Source organism: Labrenzia sp. 011 (genome assembly GCF_003075075.1).
Classification (GTDB): domain Bacteria; phylum Pseudomonadota; class Alphaproteobacteria; order Rhizobiales; family Stappiaceae; genus Roseibium.
The window spans coordinates 321,442-337,611 of the sequence record NZ_QCYM01000002.1; the positions used below are offsets into that span (position 1 = coordinate 321,442).

The 16,170-nt window shown below is 62.3% G+C and carries 17 protein-coding genes; 9 read left to right on the plus strand and 8 right to left on the minus strand.

Annotation, left to right across the window (positions count from 1 at the left end; translation table 11 throughout):
- The first annotated feature begins 142 nt into the window (after positions 1 to 142).
- The 3 genes from DCO57_RS04255 (at position 143) to DCO57_RS04265 (ending at position 2,545) form a co-directional block, all read left to right on the plus strand.
- Positions 143 to 994: a patatin-like phospholipase family protein gene (locus DCO57_RS04255; protein ID WP_116697601.1), complete on the plus strand. Its 852-nt coding sequence runs from the start codon at positions 143 to 145 to the stop codon at positions 992 to 994.
- 165 nt (positions 995 to 1,159) lie between these two features.
- Complete coding sequence (locus tag DCO57_RS04260) at positions 1,160 to 1,450, plus strand: hypothetical protein (RefSeq protein WP_208977782.1); 291 nt, start codon at positions 1,160 to 1,162, stop codon at positions 1,448 to 1,450.
- A 240-nt stretch (positions 1,451 to 1,690) separates the two neighbouring features.
- Entirely contained in the window at positions 1,691 to 2,545 is an 855-nt protein-coding gene (locus DCO57_RS04265; RefSeq protein ID WP_208977783.1) for an MBL fold metallo-hydrolase, read from the plus strand.
- Between the two features lie 185 nt (positions 2,546 to 2,730).
- On the opposite strand, the gene rsmD is transcribed toward DCO57_RS04265, so the two are convergent.
- Positions 2,731 to 3,294 carry a 16S rRNA (guanine(966)-N(2))-methyltransferase RsmD gene (gene rsmD / locus DCO57_RS04270; RefSeq protein ID WP_116697602.1) on the minus strand — a complete coding sequence of 188 codons (564 nt, stop codon included), beginning with the start codon at positions 3,292 to 3,294 and terminating at the stop codon, positions 2,731 to 2,733.
- Positions 3,291 to 4,664, minus strand: coding sequence for a pseudouridine synthase (locus DCO57_RS04275; RefSeq protein ID WP_116697603.1), 1,374 nt, complete (start codon positions 4,662 to 4,664; stop codon positions 3,291 to 3,293). The genes rsmD and DCO57_RS04275 overlap by 4 nt, the downstream gene beginning before the upstream one ends.
- A 191-nt stretch (positions 4,665 to 4,855) precedes the next feature.
- Between DCO57_RS04275 and DCO57_RS04280 the strand changes: the two genes are divergently transcribed.
- Positions 4,856 to 5,323, plus strand: a complete 468-nt coding sequence (locus tag DCO57_RS04280) for a nucleoside deaminase (RefSeq protein WP_165814629.1) — start codon at positions 4,856 to 4,858, stop codon at positions 5,321 to 5,323.
- 159 nt (positions 5,324 to 5,482) lie between these two features.
- Entirely contained in the window at positions 5,483 to 6,670 is a 1,188-nt protein-coding gene (locus DCO57_RS04285) for a porin (RefSeq protein WP_116697604.1), read from the plus strand.
- A gap of 95 nt (positions 6,671 to 6,765) precedes the next feature.
- On the opposite strand, the gene DCO57_RS04290 is transcribed toward DCO57_RS04285, so the two are convergent.
- Together DCO57_RS04290 and mutL are read right to left on the minus strand one after the other, a co-directional pair.
- A complete protein-coding gene (locus DCO57_RS04290; RefSeq protein WP_208977784.1) occupies positions 6,766 to 7,602 on the minus strand; it encodes an alpha/beta hydrolase in 837 nt (278 codons plus the stop codon).
- 57 nt (positions 7,603 to 7,659) lie between these two features.
- Entirely contained in the window at positions 7,660 to 9,552 is a 1,893-nt protein-coding gene (gene mutL, locus DCO57_RS04295; RefSeq protein WP_116697605.1) for a DNA mismatch repair endonuclease MutL, read from the minus strand.
- Positions 9,553 to 9,665: 113 nt separating this feature from the next.
- Between mutL and DCO57_RS04300 the strand changes: the two genes are divergently transcribed.
- On the plus strand, positions 9,666 to 10,541 hold the full coding sequence (locus tag DCO57_RS04300; protein ID WP_116697606.1) for a TIGR01459 family HAD-type hydrolase: 876 nt from the start codon (positions 9,666 to 9,668) through the stop codon (positions 10,539 to 10,541).
- A 93-nt stretch (positions 10,542 to 10,634) separates the two neighbouring features.
- On the opposite strand, the gene DCO57_RS04305 is transcribed toward DCO57_RS04300, so the two are convergent.
- Together DCO57_RS04305 and DCO57_RS04310 are read right to left on the minus strand one after the other, a co-directional pair.
- Positions 10,635 to 11,327: a protein phosphatase CheZ gene (locus DCO57_RS04305; protein ID WP_208977785.1), complete on the minus strand. Its 693-nt coding sequence runs from the start codon at positions 11,325 to 11,327 to the stop codon at positions 10,635 to 10,637.
- Positions 11,328 to 11,484: 157 nt separating this feature from the next.
- Entirely contained in the window at positions 11,485 to 11,868 is a 384-nt protein-coding gene (locus DCO57_RS04310; RefSeq protein WP_103221220.1) for a response regulator, read from the minus strand.
- Positions 11,869 to 12,120: 252 nt separating this feature from the next.
- Between DCO57_RS04310 and DCO57_RS04315 the strand changes: the two genes are divergently transcribed.
- The gene (locus tag DCO57_RS04315) at positions 12,121 to 12,570 is read left to right on the plus strand and encodes a MaoC family dehydratase (RefSeq protein WP_116697607.1); all 450 of its coding nucleotides are present in this window, start codon (positions 12,121 to 12,123) and stop codon (positions 12,568 to 12,570) included.
- Positions 12,571 to 12,612: 42 nt separating this feature from the next.
- On the opposite strand, the gene DCO57_RS23485 is transcribed toward DCO57_RS04315, so the two are convergent.
- Positions 12,613 to 12,771, minus strand: coding sequence for a hypothetical protein (locus DCO57_RS23485; protein WP_165814630.1), 159 nt, complete (start codon positions 12,769 to 12,771; stop codon positions 12,613 to 12,615).
- Here DCO57_RS23485 and DCO57_RS04320 point away from each other — a divergent pair.
- Both DCO57_RS04320 and DCO57_RS04325 read left to right on the plus strand, forming a co-directional pair.
- A complete protein-coding gene (locus tag DCO57_RS04320) occupies positions 12,770 to 13,768 on the plus strand; it encodes a bifunctional riboflavin kinase/FAD synthetase (RefSeq protein WP_116697608.1) in 999 nt (332 codons plus the stop codon). The two genes, DCO57_RS23485 and DCO57_RS04320, sit on opposite strands and share 2 nt — an antisense overlap.
- Complete coding sequence (locus DCO57_RS04325) at positions 13,765 to 14,706, plus strand: DMT family transporter (RefSeq protein ID WP_208977786.1); 942 nt, start codon at positions 13,765 to 13,767, stop codon at positions 14,704 to 14,706. The genes DCO57_RS04320 and DCO57_RS04325 overlap by 4 nt, the downstream gene beginning before the upstream one ends.
- Here the strand turns inward: DCO57_RS04325 and DCO57_RS04330 are convergent.
- The gene (locus tag DCO57_RS04330; RefSeq protein WP_165814631.1) at positions 14,682 to 15,989 is read right to left on the minus strand and encodes a glycosyltransferase family 87 protein; all 1,308 of its coding nucleotides are present in this window, start codon (positions 15,987 to 15,989) and stop codon (positions 14,682 to 14,684) included. The two genes, DCO57_RS04325 and DCO57_RS04330, sit on opposite strands and share 25 nt — an antisense overlap.
- Positions 15,990 to 16,170 lie beyond the last annotated feature (181 nt).

A 16,170-nucleotide genomic window follows, 5' to 3' on the forward strand; every position in this document is an offset into this window, starting at 1 on the left:
CCTGCCCTTCAGCGCGTTCCATTTGACGCCCGGTGCTTCAACCGGCGATAAGGAACCGGATCCGGGCCCGTGACCCCAGACAATCGAAATCCGTCGGCTCCGATCCACATGCTCTGACCAACAGCAGCCGGAAGCTGACACCATGCCCGTTCTTCCCCCTTCCCCCCGCATCGGCCTCGCACTCGGCGGCGGCGGCGCCCGGGGCCTTGCACATATTCCCGTGCTTGAGGCACTGGACGAGCTTGGTCTCAGACCCGCCCAGATCGCCGGAACCTCCATCGGCGCCATCATGGGCGCGGCCTATGCCAGCGGCCTCAGCGGCAGCGACATACGCAAGATGACAATGGAAATCTTCGCTGACCGCAACAGTGTGCTGTCCCGGCTGTGGCAGCTCAGGCCCAGACGGTTCGCCGACATGTTCCGCCCCGGCCCCGTTCAGTTCGATCCGCAGCGCGTGCTGGAAGTCTTCATAGCGGAGTATCTTCCGGAGCGCTTCGAGGATCTCAAGATCCCGCTTCGCCTACATGCGACCGACTTCTACGGCTGTCAGGAAGTCGATTTCGAATCGGGTCCGCTCCTGCCGGCCATTGCCGCCTCCATCGCTATTCCCGCCATTTTCCGGCCGGTGAAGCTGAACGGCCAGATTCTGATCGATGGCGGCGTCGTTAATCCACTGCCCTTTGACGGCTTGCGCAGCAATTGCGACATCGTCATTGCGGTCGATGTGGTCGGCGCCCCGGTTCCGCGCCCGAACAGGGAGGAAATCAGCATGCTGGATTCCCTGTTCGGCGCCTCACAAATCCTGATGCAGGCCATCACGATCCAAAAACTCAAGGTGGATCAACCGGATATCCTGATCCGGCCGGCGCCCGACATGACCCGCGTTCTCGATTTCATGAAAGCGGAGCGCATTATAAATGCTGCTGAGCCCCTGAAAGAAGCGATGAAGGAACAACTCGAAACACTGCTAAAAGAACGGACACCCGTTACTTAGAGGCAACACTCGTATAAACGACGAGATAAATCCTTTTTATTAGACTTGATGTCACGTTTAACAAAGCATTAACACAACCAGTAAATACTTATCCTGTTCTATTAGGAGAAGGCTATGCGGCCAACGGGATCAATGGATTTGGATAACTGTCCAATATCGGACGACTTGCTCAAGCGGTTACTGGACGCCACCCTGAATGCGGTAACGGACGTCGGCAACCAGCTTCCGGAAGGCCAGCGCGCGGCATTGGTCGTCTATTGCTACCGGCGCGCACATTTTCGCAGGCTGGGACTATCGCTTGCCAAGCTGTGCAGCCGGCAATCCCTGGCGATGGAAGCCGGACACGCCGGAGAACTCATCCATTCGCAGGCCGCAGCCGCCGATACGGAGACCGACAGCCGCATCAGCGACGTTTCACGCAGAGGCAAGGCTCCGGTCAGTCTCCGCAGCGTATAGAAAGACCCGATAAAGGGGCTGGTTCTTCCTCCCACCTGCCCCCAACTCAGGCAACCGCCTTCACAGCCACTCTGTGCAAGCCGGTTGCCTTTTTCTTTGCCGGGCTCTGTCGAGGCCCTTTTCGCGCGTCTCCGGGCTCCGCTGCCTCAAACTTGTGCTGTTCCGTCATCAAAGTGACTTGCCCTCGCCGAACCGCCCTCTACACTTAAAGCAGATGCATCGAACTGCGGATGGTGGATCATGGCTTCAACCGTTTCTGAACGTACTGGCGCTTTCCCGAGTTTGCGGCACATTGCGCGGCTGACAGCGTCCCTGTTCGCAGTCGCGTTGATGGTGCCGGGCCCGGCCTATGCGGTGTGTCAGCTGATTGCGGAGGCTCCCTACAAGAGTCCGATGCCCGGAGAAGCCCGAGTTTGGCAGGCCGCACTGGGGCCGGGCGAATTACAGATCCGGTATATCGGCCACTCCACCTTCGAACTGGAAACGCCGGCGGGCGTCCGGATCGCGACGGATTACAATGACAGCATAAAGCCGTCACTGCCGCCGACGGTGGCAACCATGAACGGCGCCCACAGCACCCATTTCTCGATCAATCCCGCCCCGGAGATAGAGCATCTCCTCTACGGCTGGAATCCCAAGGGCGGTCCGATCGACCATGACCTCACCGTCCAGGATGTTCGTATCCGCAATATCCAGACCAACATTCGCGGCTGGGACGGGGAGAGCCGGCGTCTGGGCAATTCCATCTTCATTTTCGAAGTGGCGGATCTGTGTATTGCCCATCTGGGACATCTGCACCAACAGCTGACCCAGGAAGATCTGACCCGGCTCGGGCAGATCGACATCGTCTTTGCGGCCATCGACAATTCCACGACCCTGCGGCTCGAGAGCCTGATCAACGTACTGGACAGCATTGGCCCGGCCATGGTGATCCCGATGCATTTCCATTTCGCGGGCGCCCTGCAGAGCTTCGTGGGCAGGGCAACGCAAGCCGGATACGAGATCGTCCGGGCGGACGGTCCGGCGCTGCTGGTCACCCGCGCGAGCCTGCCCATGCGCAAGACGGTCTATGTCATGATGCCCGGTGGCGGCTGACCCCTATCCGATTATACCAAAGACAATTGATCGGAACCCATTTGAAGATCTCTTTCCGCTTGCCGGTCAGGCGCGCCGGGCGGCGTTGCGCGTCTCGCCCGATGGGCCGCATCGCGCTTCGACACGCGCCTTGCCGAAGACCCTCCAAAGCCGGTCAAATGAGTCCCGATCAACTGTCTTTGGTATTACGCGTCCGGGCCGTATTCCAGAAAGACCACCTGGCTGTCACCCGTCTGCCTCCGGTCACGTTCCCGGAAGCCTTCGGGAATGTCGATAGCGGCCGAGGCCCGTTCTTCCAGAACGCATATGGCGCCTGATTTCAGCCAGCCGCCGGCCGCAGCCGAGGCAAGCGCCTTCTCGCCCAGTCCCTTGTCATATGGCGGGTCGGCGAACAACAGGTCGAAAGGTTCGATGTTGCCGGCGCTGCCGAGGCGGAGCGCATCGCGGCGGAAGATCTTCGCGGCGCCGTTCAGCCCGAGATCTTCCATATTCCGGCGGATCACGCCACGGGCCTGCGTGCCTTCCTCGATAAAGGTGCAATGGCGCGCGCCCCGGCTTATCGCTTCAAACCCGAGCGCGCCGGTACCGGCGAACAGGTCAAGAACCCGGATGCCGTCAAGATCGACGTCAAGACCGTGGGCGAGGATGTTGAAGATCGTTTCCCGCAACCGGTCGCTTGTCGGCCGGGTCGCCTGCGATTTCGGCGCGGCAAGCGCCGCGCCCTTGAAACGTCCGGCAACAATTCTCACGAACGGCCCCCACCCCGCGGTCCCTTGCCGCCTTTCGGCGGACCGCTGCGGGCGCGTTTCTCGGCTTCGCTGCGGCTTTCCTGGTGCTTGTCTTCCACCAGGCCATCGTCACCCCAGATCTTGCGAGGTGGTGCACTGAAGCGCTGCTCGCCGAAGTCCTTGCGCGGCTTGGCGTCGGTGGTCATGCGAAAACGGGAGCGCGGCGAGACCTTTTCCTTTTTCGGTCCGGACGGCTTGCGCTTGCCGGACTTGCGGTCCTTTTCCCCGTCAGGATGCGCCGTGTCCGCGCGCCGGGACTTCGCCGCCTTGTGCCGGTCGGTCACGGTCTTGCCCTCACGGGCGGTCATCCATTTGCCCTGGCCGCCGGATTCACGGCGTTCGCCGGACTGTCCTTCGCCGGAACGGCCGGGCTTCTGCCGCGTGCCGGAGGCCTTCTTCTCCGCTTCCGGTTTGGGCGCATGGAACAGGGGCGCATCGAAATCGGCGCCCGCTTCTTCGGCCAGGGTGTCGCCAAGCTGATCGCGCAGGACGCGCCCGCGGATCTCGCGGACATCGCCTTCCGGCAGATCCATCAGCTGGAACGGTCCGTAGGACAGACGTATCAGGCGGTTCACGGTCAGGCCCAGATGTTCGAGCACCCGTTTGACTTCCCGGTTCTTGCCCTCGCGCAGCCCCAGGGTCATCCAGCTGTTGCCGCCCTGTTCCTTGTCCAGGGTCGCTTCGATGGCGCCATAGAGAACGCCCTCGATCGCGATGCCGTCCTTCAATCCGTCCAGATCAGCCTGTGTCACCTTGCCGAAGGCGCGAACCCGGTAGCGCCGCAGCCAGCCGGTTGCCGGCAGCTCCAGCACGCGCGCCAGCCCGCCGTCGTTGGTCAGGAGCAGAAGGCCTTCCGTGTTGATGTCGAGACGACCGACGGTCAGCACCCGCGGCAGTTCCGCCGGCAGCCGTTCGAAAACAGTCGGCCGGCCCTCCGGGTCCTTGTTGGTCGTCACCAGGCCGCGCGGCTTGTGATAGAGCCAGAGGCGCGTGCGCTCGCGCGTCGGCAACAGCTTTCCGTCCACGACCACCTTGTCGTTGGGCGTGACCGTGATCGCAGGGGTGGTCAGCTTCTTGCCGTTGAGCTCGACCCGGCCGTTTTCGATCCAGGTTTCCGCCTCGCGGCGGGAACACAGGCCGGCGCGCGCCATGACCTTGGCGATCCGCTCGCCGCGGTCGGCGGCGTCGCCTGAGCCACGGGGTGCGACAACCGGCACGGCGGTCTTCGGCGCTTCCTTGGGTGCCGCGCGGCGTTTTTCGGCTGTGCGTTTGTCGCGCCCCTGGTCTTTTGCGGAGGCCGGGCGCCGGGGGGGTGTTTTTCTTGTCGTCATGCGCGCGTCATAGCAGAGCTTGGGCCTTTCGGGAATCGCTTGTTTTCAGCAATCATGGCAGAAAACCGTTTCCTGGCCAGGAACCTCCCCCTTCTCCCGGGCGAAATTATGCCGTCGGGGCTGACGAGACGCCTGTTTCCAATTAAACAATTCCCCATGAAGCTGATCGAACCATTCAGATCCGAGATCCCATGAGCGGCCCGGAAACCGACGGACACCAGGCATCCTTCATGGATCTGGCCCTGGAAGAAGCGGAAATGGCCGCGGCCCGTGGAGAAGTTCCCGTCGGCGCGGTTGTCGTGCTGGGAGACCGGGTCCTTGCCCGGAACGGCAACCGGACACTTGAGCTGAATGATCCGACCGCCCATGCGGAAGTCCTTGTCCTGCGCGAAGCCTGCGCCAAACTCGGCTCGCAGCGCCTTGCGGACTGCGATCTCCATGTGACGCTCGAGCCTTGCGCAATGTGCGCGGGCGCGATTTCCTTCGCGCGCATACGGCGCCTCTACTATGGGGCTGCCGACGAAAAGGGAGGCGCCGTCGACCATGGCAGCCGGTTTTTCAGCCAGCCGACCTGCCATCACGCTCCGGAGGTCTATTCCGGTTTCGGCGAGACACGGTCCGCTGCTTTGCTGAAGACTTTCTTCCGGACAAAACGATAACAGCCAAAGCAACCGGGGGTTGCCGCGTGGCGCAAAAGCCACACCTTTCGCCAAACCCGTACCCCAGCGTCATTTTTGTCCGCTGCGTTATTCAATTGCTCATTTGACCTGCCATATCTTTCGGCAGAGAAAACATCCGCATTCTTTTCGGAGTATCAAATGACTCGTCTTGCTGTTCTTGGGGCATTCGCCGGTTTCGTGGCGGCGGCCAACCCGGCTCAGGCTGCTGATCTGCCAGTAGCTCCGGAACCTGTCGATTATGTCCGTATCTGCGATGCCTATGGAGCGCGGTTCTACTATATCCCGGGCACCGAAACCTGCCTGCGCGTCGGCGGACGCGTCCGCTTCGACACCCGTTTCAGGAACTTCGGAAAATCCGAAAACGCCTGGGGTGACCGCGACACCAATGCTCTCGAGCTGCGTTCGCGCGGTTATCTCTATCTCGATGCCCGCACCGCGACCGAATTCGGCACGCTGCGCACCTTTATCGAGATGTACGGAACCGCCACCAACGACAACGCTTCCTCCTTCACGCTCGACAAGGCCTATATCCAGTGGGGCGGACTGCTGGCCGGCCGCGCCCAGTCGAACTTCGACTTCTTCACCGGCTACGCCTTCAACGCCCAGATCGAAAGTTACTCTGACCGGAAGATCAACCAGGCAGCCTATACCTTCGCCTTCGGCAACGGCTTCAATGCAACGCTCGCAATCGAAGACCGATCCTCCCGCGACACCAGCATCGGGCTGAACGGCGGCACCGAGGACTACGGCGGCACCCGCATGCCGGACTTTGTCGCCGCATTCGGGCTCAAGCAGGGTTGGGGCAAGGCCCAGGTCATGGGCGCCTTGCATCAGGTCTACCCGAATGCGACCTATAACGGTGTCACCGTGGGCAGCGAAGATGAACTCGGATGGGCCGTCGGCGGCGGTGTCCAGGTCAATTTCGGCGGTCTGGCCAACGGCGGCAGCATTGCCTTGCAGGGTGTCTATACGGACGGAGCCAGCGGCTACGGCTCGACCGGCTGGAACAGCCGGATCACCGACGCGGTCTACACCGGCACCGGAACAGACACCACCAAGACATGGAACGTCTTCGGCGGTGTCAATCTGGGGCTGACCAACACCATCGAAGCCAATATCGAGGGCGGCTACCACAGCGTGGAAGGCGGTACCGGCGCCTATGATTTCACACAGTGGGACGCAACCGCGAACGTGGTCTGGGAACCGGTGTCCGGCTTCATCATGGGCCCGGAACTGCAGTACCGCGATCTGGACTTCAGCCAGTCCTCCGGTCTCGACGACACCTATGAACTTTACGGGACGTTCCGCGTACAGCGCACGTTCTGAGTCTTCCCGAAAGATGGGTGCAAAAGCCCCGGACCGGCCGGTCCGGGGCTTTTTCGTCGGCCGAGCCCGCGCTCAAGCCTTTTGGCGGAACGCCGTCATCCCTTCCGGCCCAGGGCTTTCAGGACGGCGGACCACAGGCCGTTGTCCCACAGGTTTCCGTGTCCGGCCCCTTCCAGGATGACGATCTGCCTGGGGTCCGTGGCCCGCTCGAACAGCTCCCTGCCGTGCTCGACGGAAATGAGCCCATCCGCCGTGCCGTGAACGATCAGCACCGGTGCGGCAACGGCGCCGATGCGCTCGCGGCTGGGCATGGGGTCCTTCATCAGCAGGTTCACCGGCAGCCAGGGATAGCTCTCCAACGCCAGATCGACGAGGGCCGTATAGGGCGCTTCCAGAACCACAAGTTCAGCCTGCGGGCGTTGGGCGGCGACCGCTGTCGCGACACCGGTTCCCAGGCTCTCGCCATGCAGGACGATGGGCGTTCGCGACGCCGACAACCGGTCGAAGTGCTCCAGTCCATCGGATATGAACGCGGCTTCCGACGGGCTTCCGCCGCTGCCGGCATACCCCCGGTAGGCAGGCGCGTAGAGCCCGAAGCCGCTGTCCAGGATCTGCCTGAAACGGGCCCACCGGGTTGAGACATTGCCGGAATTTCCGTGAAAATACAGCACTGTGGGTGCGCCGTCGCGCGCCGGTTCCGCGCGCCAGACGGTCACGGGCGTCCCGTCCGCCATGGCGACGGTTTCGACCGTGACCTCTTCCAGTCCCTTTTCGGCCGGATCGGCGAGAGTTCCCGAAGGCACAAAAACGAAGCTGCGCTGGTTGAGATACATGTATCCGGCAGCCATGGCGTAGGCGATGGCCAGGACGGCAGCCAGACCGGCAAGGGACTTCCACCTCCCTGCTGTCCGTTTGTCGGATCGGCTTGCCAAAATCCGGTCTCCTGCTGATGGTGCGGTCGGAACCCTGTGGCCGGCCTTCCCAACGGTCTATTTTCGGCCGAACAGCTTCTCGATGTCCGTCAGTTTCAGCTCGACCCAGGTGGGGCGCCCGTGATTGCACTGGCCGGAGAGCGGCGTCGCCTCCATGTCGCGCAGCAGCGCATCCATTTCCTCCGGGCGCATGCGGCGGCCGGCGCGGACCGACCCGTGGCAGGCCATGGTGGCGGCCACGTGATCGAGCTTTTCCTTCAGACCTTCGGCAGTGTCCCATTCGGCAAGTTCGTCGGCCAGATTCCTGACCATGCCCTGAATGTCCATGTCGCCCAGCATCGCCGGTGTTTCCCGGACCGCGACTGCGCCGGGACCGAAAGCCTCCAGGCAGAGCCCGACCTTCTCAAGATCTTCCGACCGCTCGGCCAGGCGGGCGGCGTCTTCTTCCGGCAGTTCGACGATTTCAGGGATCAGGAGGATCTGCCGGGCGACCTCCTTCTTCGCCAGCGCTTCCTTCAGACGTTCGTAGACGAGACGTTCATGCGCAGCGTGCTGATCCACGATGACAACCCCATCCCCGGTCTGGGCAATGATGTATGTCTCGTGCACCTGGGCGCGCGCGGCACCGAGCGGCAACCGGGTTTTTTCGATCTCCACCGGCACCTCATGGGCGCGGGCATCGGCCGACGGCGCGCCGAAGGCGTCGAAACCGGCCGACCCGGCAAAGGGTGCCTGAGGCTGTTCGGCCATTCCCGCGCCCGGTGCAGCCGCTGCGTCCAGCGGGCGGAAGGCCTGCGGATCCCAGTGCGCGGCGCCGGCGGTCTGGCCGTAAGCCGGTCCGGCGGTGTTTCCTGCCCCGTAGACAGGGTTTCCCGCAGAAGCCGGCCCGCGATAGCCCGGCGGCTGCGCCCGCAGCGCATCGAGCGCGACGGCAGCGTTCGAGGTGGACGAGCGGTGGCCGGCCCGGACCAGGGCATGTTTGATGGACCCCACGAGAAGCCCACGCACCAGCTGGGAATCGCGGAAGCGCACATCCGCCTTGGCCGGATGGACGTTCACATCCACCTGCACCGGATCGAGATCGAGAAACAGGACGACAACCGGGTGGCGGTCCCGCGCCAGCACATCGGCATAGGCCCCGCGCAGGCCCGACAGCAGCAGCTTGTCCTTCACCGGACGACCGTTGACATAGAAGAACTGGTTCTGCGCATTGCCGCGATGATGGGTAGGCAGCCCCGCGAATCCGGTCAGACGAACCCCTTCGCGTTCGGCATCGATGTCCATGGCGTTGTCGACGAAATCCTGGCCGAGGATTTGCGCGATCCGCGCCAGATGCGGCTCGTCGCCCCGGGCTGCCGGCCAGCTTTGCGGCTGACGGTCGGCGCCCGAGAGCGAGAATCCGATCCGCGGGTAGGCAAGGGCGATGCGCTTGACGATTTCGGTGATCGCGGCAGCTTCCGCCCGGTCGGACTTGAGGAATTTCAATCTGGCGGGCGTTGCAAAGAACAGGTCCCGCACCTCGACCTGGGTGCCCCTGGTGCGTGCCGCCGGAATGGCCTGCTGTTCCCTGCCCCCCTCGACCGCAATTGCCCAAGCGTGGTCTTCGTCCCGGTGACGGGTCTGGATGGCAAGGCGCGCGACCGACCCGATGGAAGGCAGGGCCTCGCCGCGAAAACCGAGTGTGCGGATGTCGAACAGGTCGTCGTCGGAGATTTTCGAGGTGCAGTGGCGGCGGATCGCCAGTATCAGGTCGTCCCGGCGCATGCCTTCGCCATCGTCCGCCACCCGCATCAGGGTCTTGCCCCCGGCCGCCGTCACGATTTCGATGTTCGACGCCCCGGCATCCACCGCGTTCTCGACCAGTTCCTTGATCACGCTGGCGGGACGTTCGATCACCTCGCCGGCGGCAATCTGGTTGATCACCTGTTCGCCAAGCTGCCTGACCTGCATGAAACTCTCTCTACTCGGTTTCGCACTGCGACATGTTCCTATATGGTCCGCGCCGAGTTTGCTGCGATTCTTTGCAAAGCTTATCAGACCTTTCGTGATCCGGGTGACCCTCCATGACCGCTTCTGCACCACTTCTGACTGACGGGCTCCGTGCTCTCGCCCCCTCCTACAAGGGCATCCTGTGCGATGTCTGGGGCGTTCTGCACAATGGTGTGACGGCCTTCGAGGATGCACACAAGGCGCTGAGGGCCTACCGCGAGGAAGCCGGAGGCAAGGTCGTCCTGATCACCAATGCACCACGGCCGGCCAAGGAGGTGGGCGAGATGCTCGCCTCCATGGGGGTTCCGGCGCAGACCTATGACAGCATTGTCACCTCGGGAGATGTTACCAGGGATGTTCTGATAGAACAGGGCCGCAAGACGCTGCTGCATATCGGCCCCAACCGGGACCAGCCGCTCTACCGGGGTCTGGAAGCGACCTTCACCGCCAATGACGACGAGGCCGAAGCGATCAGCTGCACAGGCCTGGCCGACGACGAGACGGAAACACCCGACGACTATCGCGAACGCCTGCAGAAACTGGCCGACCGCAAACTGCCGATGATCTGCGCCAATCCGGACATTGTCGTCGAGCGTGGCGACCGGCTGGTCTGGTGTGCAGGCGCCCTGGCGCGGCTTTACGAGGATCTGGGCGGTGAGGTCACCATTCTGGGCAAGCCGCACGCGCCGATCTATCAGGCCGCGATGAAGCGCCTGGAGACCCTCGGGGGCGACGGGATCGGCAAGGAAGACGTGCTGGCAATCGGCGACGGCCTGCCGACGGATATCCGCGGGGCCGTGTCCCAGGATATCGATGTCCTTTTCATCACCGCGGGCATCCACGCCTCGGACTTCGGCCCGAGCGATGCGCCGGAAGAGCATCTGATCCGCAGCCGGCTGACGGAAGAAGGTCTGCGGGCGCGCGCCGCCCTGCCCCGACTGGTGTGGTGATACCGGCCGGCAAATAAAAACGGCTGCCGTTCGGCAGCCGTTTCGAATTCTTGATGTCCGGGGCTGTCTGCCCCTGATGCAACCGACGTGCGATCAGTCGAACAGCTTGTCGATGTCCGACTGCGCGTCTCCGAGCAGGGCGTCGATATCGTCCTGGGAAACGCCTTCCCCAGTGTGTTGCGGTCCGTGCAGGATGAGTTCGCGCTTGCGGCGTTCATCGGCACTTTCTTCCATCGCGGCTTCCAGATCTTCCGGGATCCGCAACTGCGAGATGAAGGACGACACCCGCTCGTCAATGAAGCGAAGCGTTTCCACGACCTTCGAGATCCGCTGACCGGTGATGTCCTGGAACGTGCAGGCCTCGAAGATGTTGATCATCTTGTTGCTGACCAGCTCCTGATAGGCGACCGGATCGCTGGTGTCGGCCCCCATGATTTCCTCGGCCGTTTCCATGATCGTGTTCGTGGCGTTTTCCGTCGCCTCGACGATGGCATCCAGCTCGCGGCCCGCATCGGGGATCTTGCTGGTGGTCATGTCGTTCGCGCGCAGTTGGGAGATTTCCTCCTTCATGCGCGTGATCTGTCTGGCAATCGCCGTCAGCTCTTCCGTGACAGCAGGCTGCACGGTCGACAGGAAATCGAACATCGAGCCCGACATCACCTCGGCGAGATGCATCACGTCGGTCAGGGAAACCTCGCCTTGCCGATTCTTGTTTTCCTGCAGGAAGTCGATTATCCTGGCGACGTTTTCCTGCTTCATCTTGGCCATGAGGTCCAGCCTTTCCATTTTGAATGCGTCCTCCGACTTGCGGAACCGATCGTCAAGCCCGCTAAAAGCTTGCGGAAACACCAAGACCGACCCGACAGGATCGTGCCCATCCAGAACAATCGTCTGACGCCGGCGGAGAGTGTCCCGAAGGCCAGTCTCCGCCCGGCGCAAGAAGTTAATCGGAGAAGACGGCTTCGATCTTGCCCTTCAGCGTCTGCGCATTGAAGGGTTTCACGATGTAGTTGTTCACGCCGGCCTTTTTGGCGGCGATAACATTTTCCGTTTTGGATTCGGCAGTCACCATGATGAATGGCGTTTTGCTCAGGCCGCTGTCGGAACGAACCTGCTTGAGCAGTTCGTAACCGGTCATCGGTTCCATGTTCCAGTCGGAAATCACCAGGCCGTAACGGCGCTGTTTCATTTTTTCCAAAGCTTCGGTGCCGTCCGCAGCATCGTCGATATCCTCGAAACCGAGCTGTTTCAGAAGGTTCCGAATGATGCGAATCATCGTTTTGTAGTCATCGACCACGAGGACCGGCATCTGAAGATCAAGGGCCATTGTCTACTCCATACTGTCAACTGGCGCGGCCCCTGGCCGTGGGCCGGTGGAAACGCGTTATGACTTTTGAAGGAGAGTGACACATCCATTTGTGTCCTCACCTCCCCACACTCAACGCAATCTAACGGCAGCCCCTGAAAAGACCGTTAATAACAAGCACTTTTTTCTTCACCCAAAGCACAATTGCCAGAAAACCTTGTGATGCCTAGCGTTCGCGGAGCTTGGAAATGACAGGTCAGGGCGGAATTCGCGATGCTGGAACTACAGAAACTCTGTTTTGAAGATCTGAAAACGGGAATGAGTGAAGAACTGGTCAAACATGTGAGTTCTTCTGATGTTGTCGGCTTCGCGGAAGTATCCGGCGATCGCAATCCGGTTCACCTTTCGGAACATTTCGCGGCCAGAACTCCGTTCAAAACGCGGATCGCGCACGGTCTTTATACCGCCAGCCTGATATCGGCGGTACTGGGCACGCGGCTCCCCGGGCCGGGCGCCATTTATATGTCCCAGACCCTGAATTTCAAGGCGCCGGTCAAGATCGGCGACGACGTGAAGGTCGTTGTCACGGTGGAGGAACTGATGGAGCGCGGAAACCGTGCCCGGCTTTCCTGCGTTTGCAGCGTGGGCGAGACGGTGGTGCTGGAAGGGGAAGCGCTGGTCAAGGTCCCCAGCCGCGACTCGGATCCGTCCTACCAGCGATAGGTCATGGACATCTTGCCTCAGGGGAAGGCCTCGTGGACCGGATCAGATTCCCCGGGCCTGCACGGCATGGCTGAACTTGACCTTTTCTCTTCTTGACGGCAGGTTCCACGCCAGCGTGAGCGCGTGACCGCTCGGACGCGTTTGCCCTGCTGATCCCGCCCGGCCTTCCTGCCCGGCAACTTGCGCGAAGGTTTGCTGCATGAGTCCGTCCAGTTCCTCCGAATTCCTGGTTGTCGACAAGCTGGACAGTTTTCCCGTTGAGCTGAAGGGCGGCATTGTCGCCATCGGAAATTTCGATGGTGTCCACCGGGGACACCGGGCCGTGCTGGATGCGGCCCAGGGGCTCGGTCACGGCACGCACCATCCGGTCTACGCCATGAGTTTCGAGCCGCATCCGCGGACTGTCTTCAACCCGTCGAAGCCCGTGTTCCGCCTGACACCGCGCGACATAAAGATCGAATTGCTGCGCGTGTGCGGTCTGGACGGCGTCCTGATACTGCCTTTCACAAAGGAATTCGCCGGGATCGAGGCGAATGCCTTTGTCCAGGATATCCTGATCGACACCCTCGGCATTTCGCATGCGGTCACCGGATACGACTTTCACTTCGGCCGGGCCCGCCAGGGAACTCCGGACTATCTGCGCACAGCCGGCGCGACCCGGGGTTTCGGCGTCACCATCGTCCAGCGCGAGGAGGATGAAGGCGCCGATATCATTTCCTCGACCCGCATCCGCGACTGTCTGGCACATGGCGACGTCGCGCAGGCGAACGGTCTTCTGGGGTATCGCTGGTTTTTCGAGACGGAGGTCCGGCAGGGTGACAAGCGCGGCCGGGACCTGGGCTATCCGACCGCCAATCTCGCGCTCGCAGACGATTGCCCGCTCAAACACGGCATCTACGCCGTCAGGGTCAGGGCCGGCGGACACTGGCATGACGGCGTGGCAAGCTACGGTCGCCGTCCGACATTCGACAACGGCGCGCCGCTGTTCGAAGTGCACCTGTTCGACTTTTCCGGCGATCTTTACGGACAGACGCTCCGGGTTCACCTGGTGTCCTACCTGCGCGGCGAGGAAAAGTTCGACAGTGCCGAGGCGCTGATCGTCCAGATGGATCAGGACAGCGCAGAAGCCCGGGCGGCCCTCGCCTCGCTTCGCCCTCTGTCCGAAATCGATACCCGGCTGCTGGGGGATACTGCGTGACGCGGCCCGCAGCCTCCCTGCCCGTCGACCAGAACCCGCTTCTGGCCATCGCGCTGATGAGTTCCGCCATGCTGATCCTTCCGGTCATGGACATTACCGCCAAATATCTGTCGCAGGACCTGCCGCCGCTTGAAGTGACCTTCGGCCGGTTCTTCTTCCAGTTCCTGATCAGCCTTGTTCTGGCCGTCGTGACCGGGCGACTGGCACATCTGCGCGGACAGCAGCCGGTGATCAACTACCTGCGCGGCATCTTTCTCGCCGCGGCATCCCTGTGTTTTTTCACCGCCGTGAAATTCATGTCCGTTGCCACGGCAATCTCGATCTTCTTCATCGAACCGATGGTGCTGACCATCCTCGCCGCCCTGATCCTGAAGGAGCAGGTCGGCATCCGCCGGATTTCCGCCATTCTGGTCGGCCTTGTAGGCGCCGTGATCATCCTGCGGCCCAATCTCGCCGAGATCGGCCTCGTCAGCCTGCTGCCCGTGGTCACGGCGTTCCTGTTTTCCTTCTATCTGCTCATCAACCGGCTCTATCCCGTGACCGACGGTCTGCTGACCATTCAGTTCAGCGCCGGACTGTCCGGTTCGCTGCTGCTCGGCACCGCGCTCCTGGCCGCGAATCTGGCCGGGATCGAAGGCATGGAATTCCTGATGCCTTCCGGTGGTCAGAGCGGCCTTCTGGTGCTGATCGGGCTCATCTCCTTCGGCGCGCATGGATTGGTCGTGGCCGCCTTTCAGCGCGGCAGCGCCAGTCTGCTGGCCCCTCTGCAATATATCGAGATCGTCAGCGCGACCCTGTTCGGCTATCTGGTGTTTTCGGATTTTCCGGACGGCCCCACCTGGATCGGCATCGCCCTGATCATCGGCAGCGGGCTCTATATCGCCCATCGGGAACGCAAGCGGAATTCCAGGGTTCAGCCCGCGGTCGCGGACGTGTGAGAAGAGCGGCCCTGACCGCGGAGGGCGCGCGCTTGCGGGTCCAGCCGGCGTATTCCGAGCCAGAGCACCATCAACGGCAGCAGCGGCGCCAGGGGCAGCCCCAACCAGATCGCCAATGGGCTGGTGGAAGCGGACAGCACGATGACCAGCGCGAGCACGGCCTTGTCATACGGCAGGAAACCGGATTTCAGACCGTCCCGGATCACAAAGGCGCAGGGCACCACCAGGAGCGTGAGGTCATAGGACAGGGCAAAGGGCGTCACCAGCAGGGTGCCGCCGACCAGGACCGGTGCACGCACGGCCATGGCCTGCGACCGGCGCCAGCTGAGCCAGACGCACACCAGCGCAGCGAGCCCCGCAACCGCCTGCACCACCATCGCCGGGACATGAGCAAACCCGAGCACGCGCAAGGCGCCGTAAACGGAAATCATCTTGCCCCATTCCACACCTCCCAGCTCCATCATCTCGGCCGCCACCGGCGCCTGTTGCCAGAACGCCTGCCAGACACCGACACCCAGGACCGCCGCGCTGGCGCCGGCGAAGACCAGCGTGGTCAGCGACGCGCTCACGAAGGTCCGCCAGTTCCCGCTTGCGATCAGGGCAACCGGCGCAAGAATGCCCAGTTGCGGCTTGATGGTCAGAAGGCCGAGCGCCATGCCGGCCAGGATCATTTTCTGCCGCTCCACGCCTGTCAGGAAAAAGGCATAAAGAGCTGCGATCAGGGCTGCGTTCTGACCGTGAAAGGCATTGTTGACGCAAGCCGGAATGAGAATGAGACAGGCGGCCAGAAGCCAGCGGCCGGCGATCATCCGGCAGGCCAGACACAGCAGTGCGGAGGTCAGGCCGACGAAGGCGGCGAAGGCGGCCTTGTAGGGCAACAGGGCAAAAACGCTCTGAAGAAGCTGAAAGGTCGGCGGGTAGAAGAAGCCGAACACCGTGTCGGAACCGGTAAACGCCTGCTGGATGGCCGCGAACCGTGACGGGATGTAGGCCAGTTCAGGCGTGCCTTTCAGAGCCTGTCCGCCAGCCAGCCAGAAACTCAGATAATCCATCAGCAGTGTGCCGTTCGGCGCGCCAAAGGTGTTGGGCATGGCCAGCATCCACACGAGGCCGGCGGCAAGACCGATCGCCGAACACAGGCAGGCAAAGCCGATCCGGTCCCACGTGAACAGGTCTCCGGACCGCACGACCCGGTGCCAGATGCCGGTGCGCATCACCGCCACAGCGGTGTCCGGGGTGTCTTTGGGGGAAGATGCCATGAGCTGCCAGTTTTCGTCCGTCATACCGTTCGCCTCGCCGCGACCCTGCCCGACAGACATTCACATTCGGTTACCCGTGCGCCCGGCTGCGCGTCCACCTTCGCACCCGGGCAGGACAATCCGCCGCCGATGTTCCGGAACATCTTTATTCATCGGCGAAGTGCTGCTATGTCCCATGCCATGCAGAACAAAGCTCTCATAGCCA

Excerpts from the sequence above, each read along its gene's own strand:
- DCO57_RS04305 (WP_208977785.1), bottom strand. The coding sequence starts at position 11,327 with ATGGAAAGGCTGGACCTCATGGCCAAGATGAAGCAGGAAAACGTCGCC.
- DCO57_RS04310 (WP_103221220.1), bottom strand. The coding sequence starts at position 11,868 with ATGGCCCTTGATCTTCAGATGCCGGTCCTCGTGGTCGATGACTACAAA.
- DCO57_RS04285 (WP_116697604.1), top strand. The coding sequence starts at position 5,483 with ATGACTCGTCTTGCTGTTCTTGGGGCATTCGCCGGTTTCGTGGCGGCG.
- DCO57_RS04275 (WP_116697603.1), bottom strand. The coding sequence starts at position 4,664 with ATGACGACAAGAAAAACACCCCCCCGGCGCCCGGCCTCCGCAAAAGAC.
- DCO57_RS04265 (WP_208977783.1), top strand. The coding sequence starts at position 1,691 with ATGGCTTCAACCGTTTCTGAACGTACTGGCGCTTTCCCGAGTTTGCGG.
- DCO57_RS04300 (WP_116697606.1), top strand. The coding sequence starts at position 9,666 with ATGACCGCTTCTGCACCACTTCTGACTGACGGGCTCCGTGCTCTCGCC.
- DCO57_RS04330 (WP_165814631.1), bottom strand. The coding sequence starts at position 15,989 with ATGACGGACGAAAACTGGCAGCTCATGGCATCTTCCCCCAAAGACACC.
- DCO57_RS04280 (WP_165814629.1), top strand. The coding sequence starts at position 4,856 with ATGAGCGGCCCGGAAACCGACGGACACCAGGCATCCTTCATGGATCTG.
- DCO57_RS23485 (WP_165814630.1), bottom strand. The coding sequence starts at position 12,771 with ATGCAGCAAACCTTCGCGCAAGTTGCCGGGCAGGAAGGCCGGGCGGGA.
- DCO57_RS04315 (WP_116697607.1), top strand. The coding sequence starts at position 12,121 with ATGCTGGAACTACAGAAACTCTGTTTTGAAGATCTGAAAACGGGAATG.
- DCO57_RS04255 (WP_116697601.1), top strand. The coding sequence starts at position 143 with ATGCCCGTTCTTCCCCCTTCCCCCCGCATCGGCCTCGCACTCGGCGGC.
- DCO57_RS04320 (WP_116697608.1), top strand. The coding sequence starts at position 12,770 with ATGAGTCCGTCCAGTTCCTCCGAATTCCTGGTTGTCGACAAGCTGGAC.
- mutL (WP_116697605.1), bottom strand. The coding sequence starts at position 9,552 with ATGCAGGTCAGGCAGCTTGGCGAACAGGTGATCAACCAGATTGCCGCC.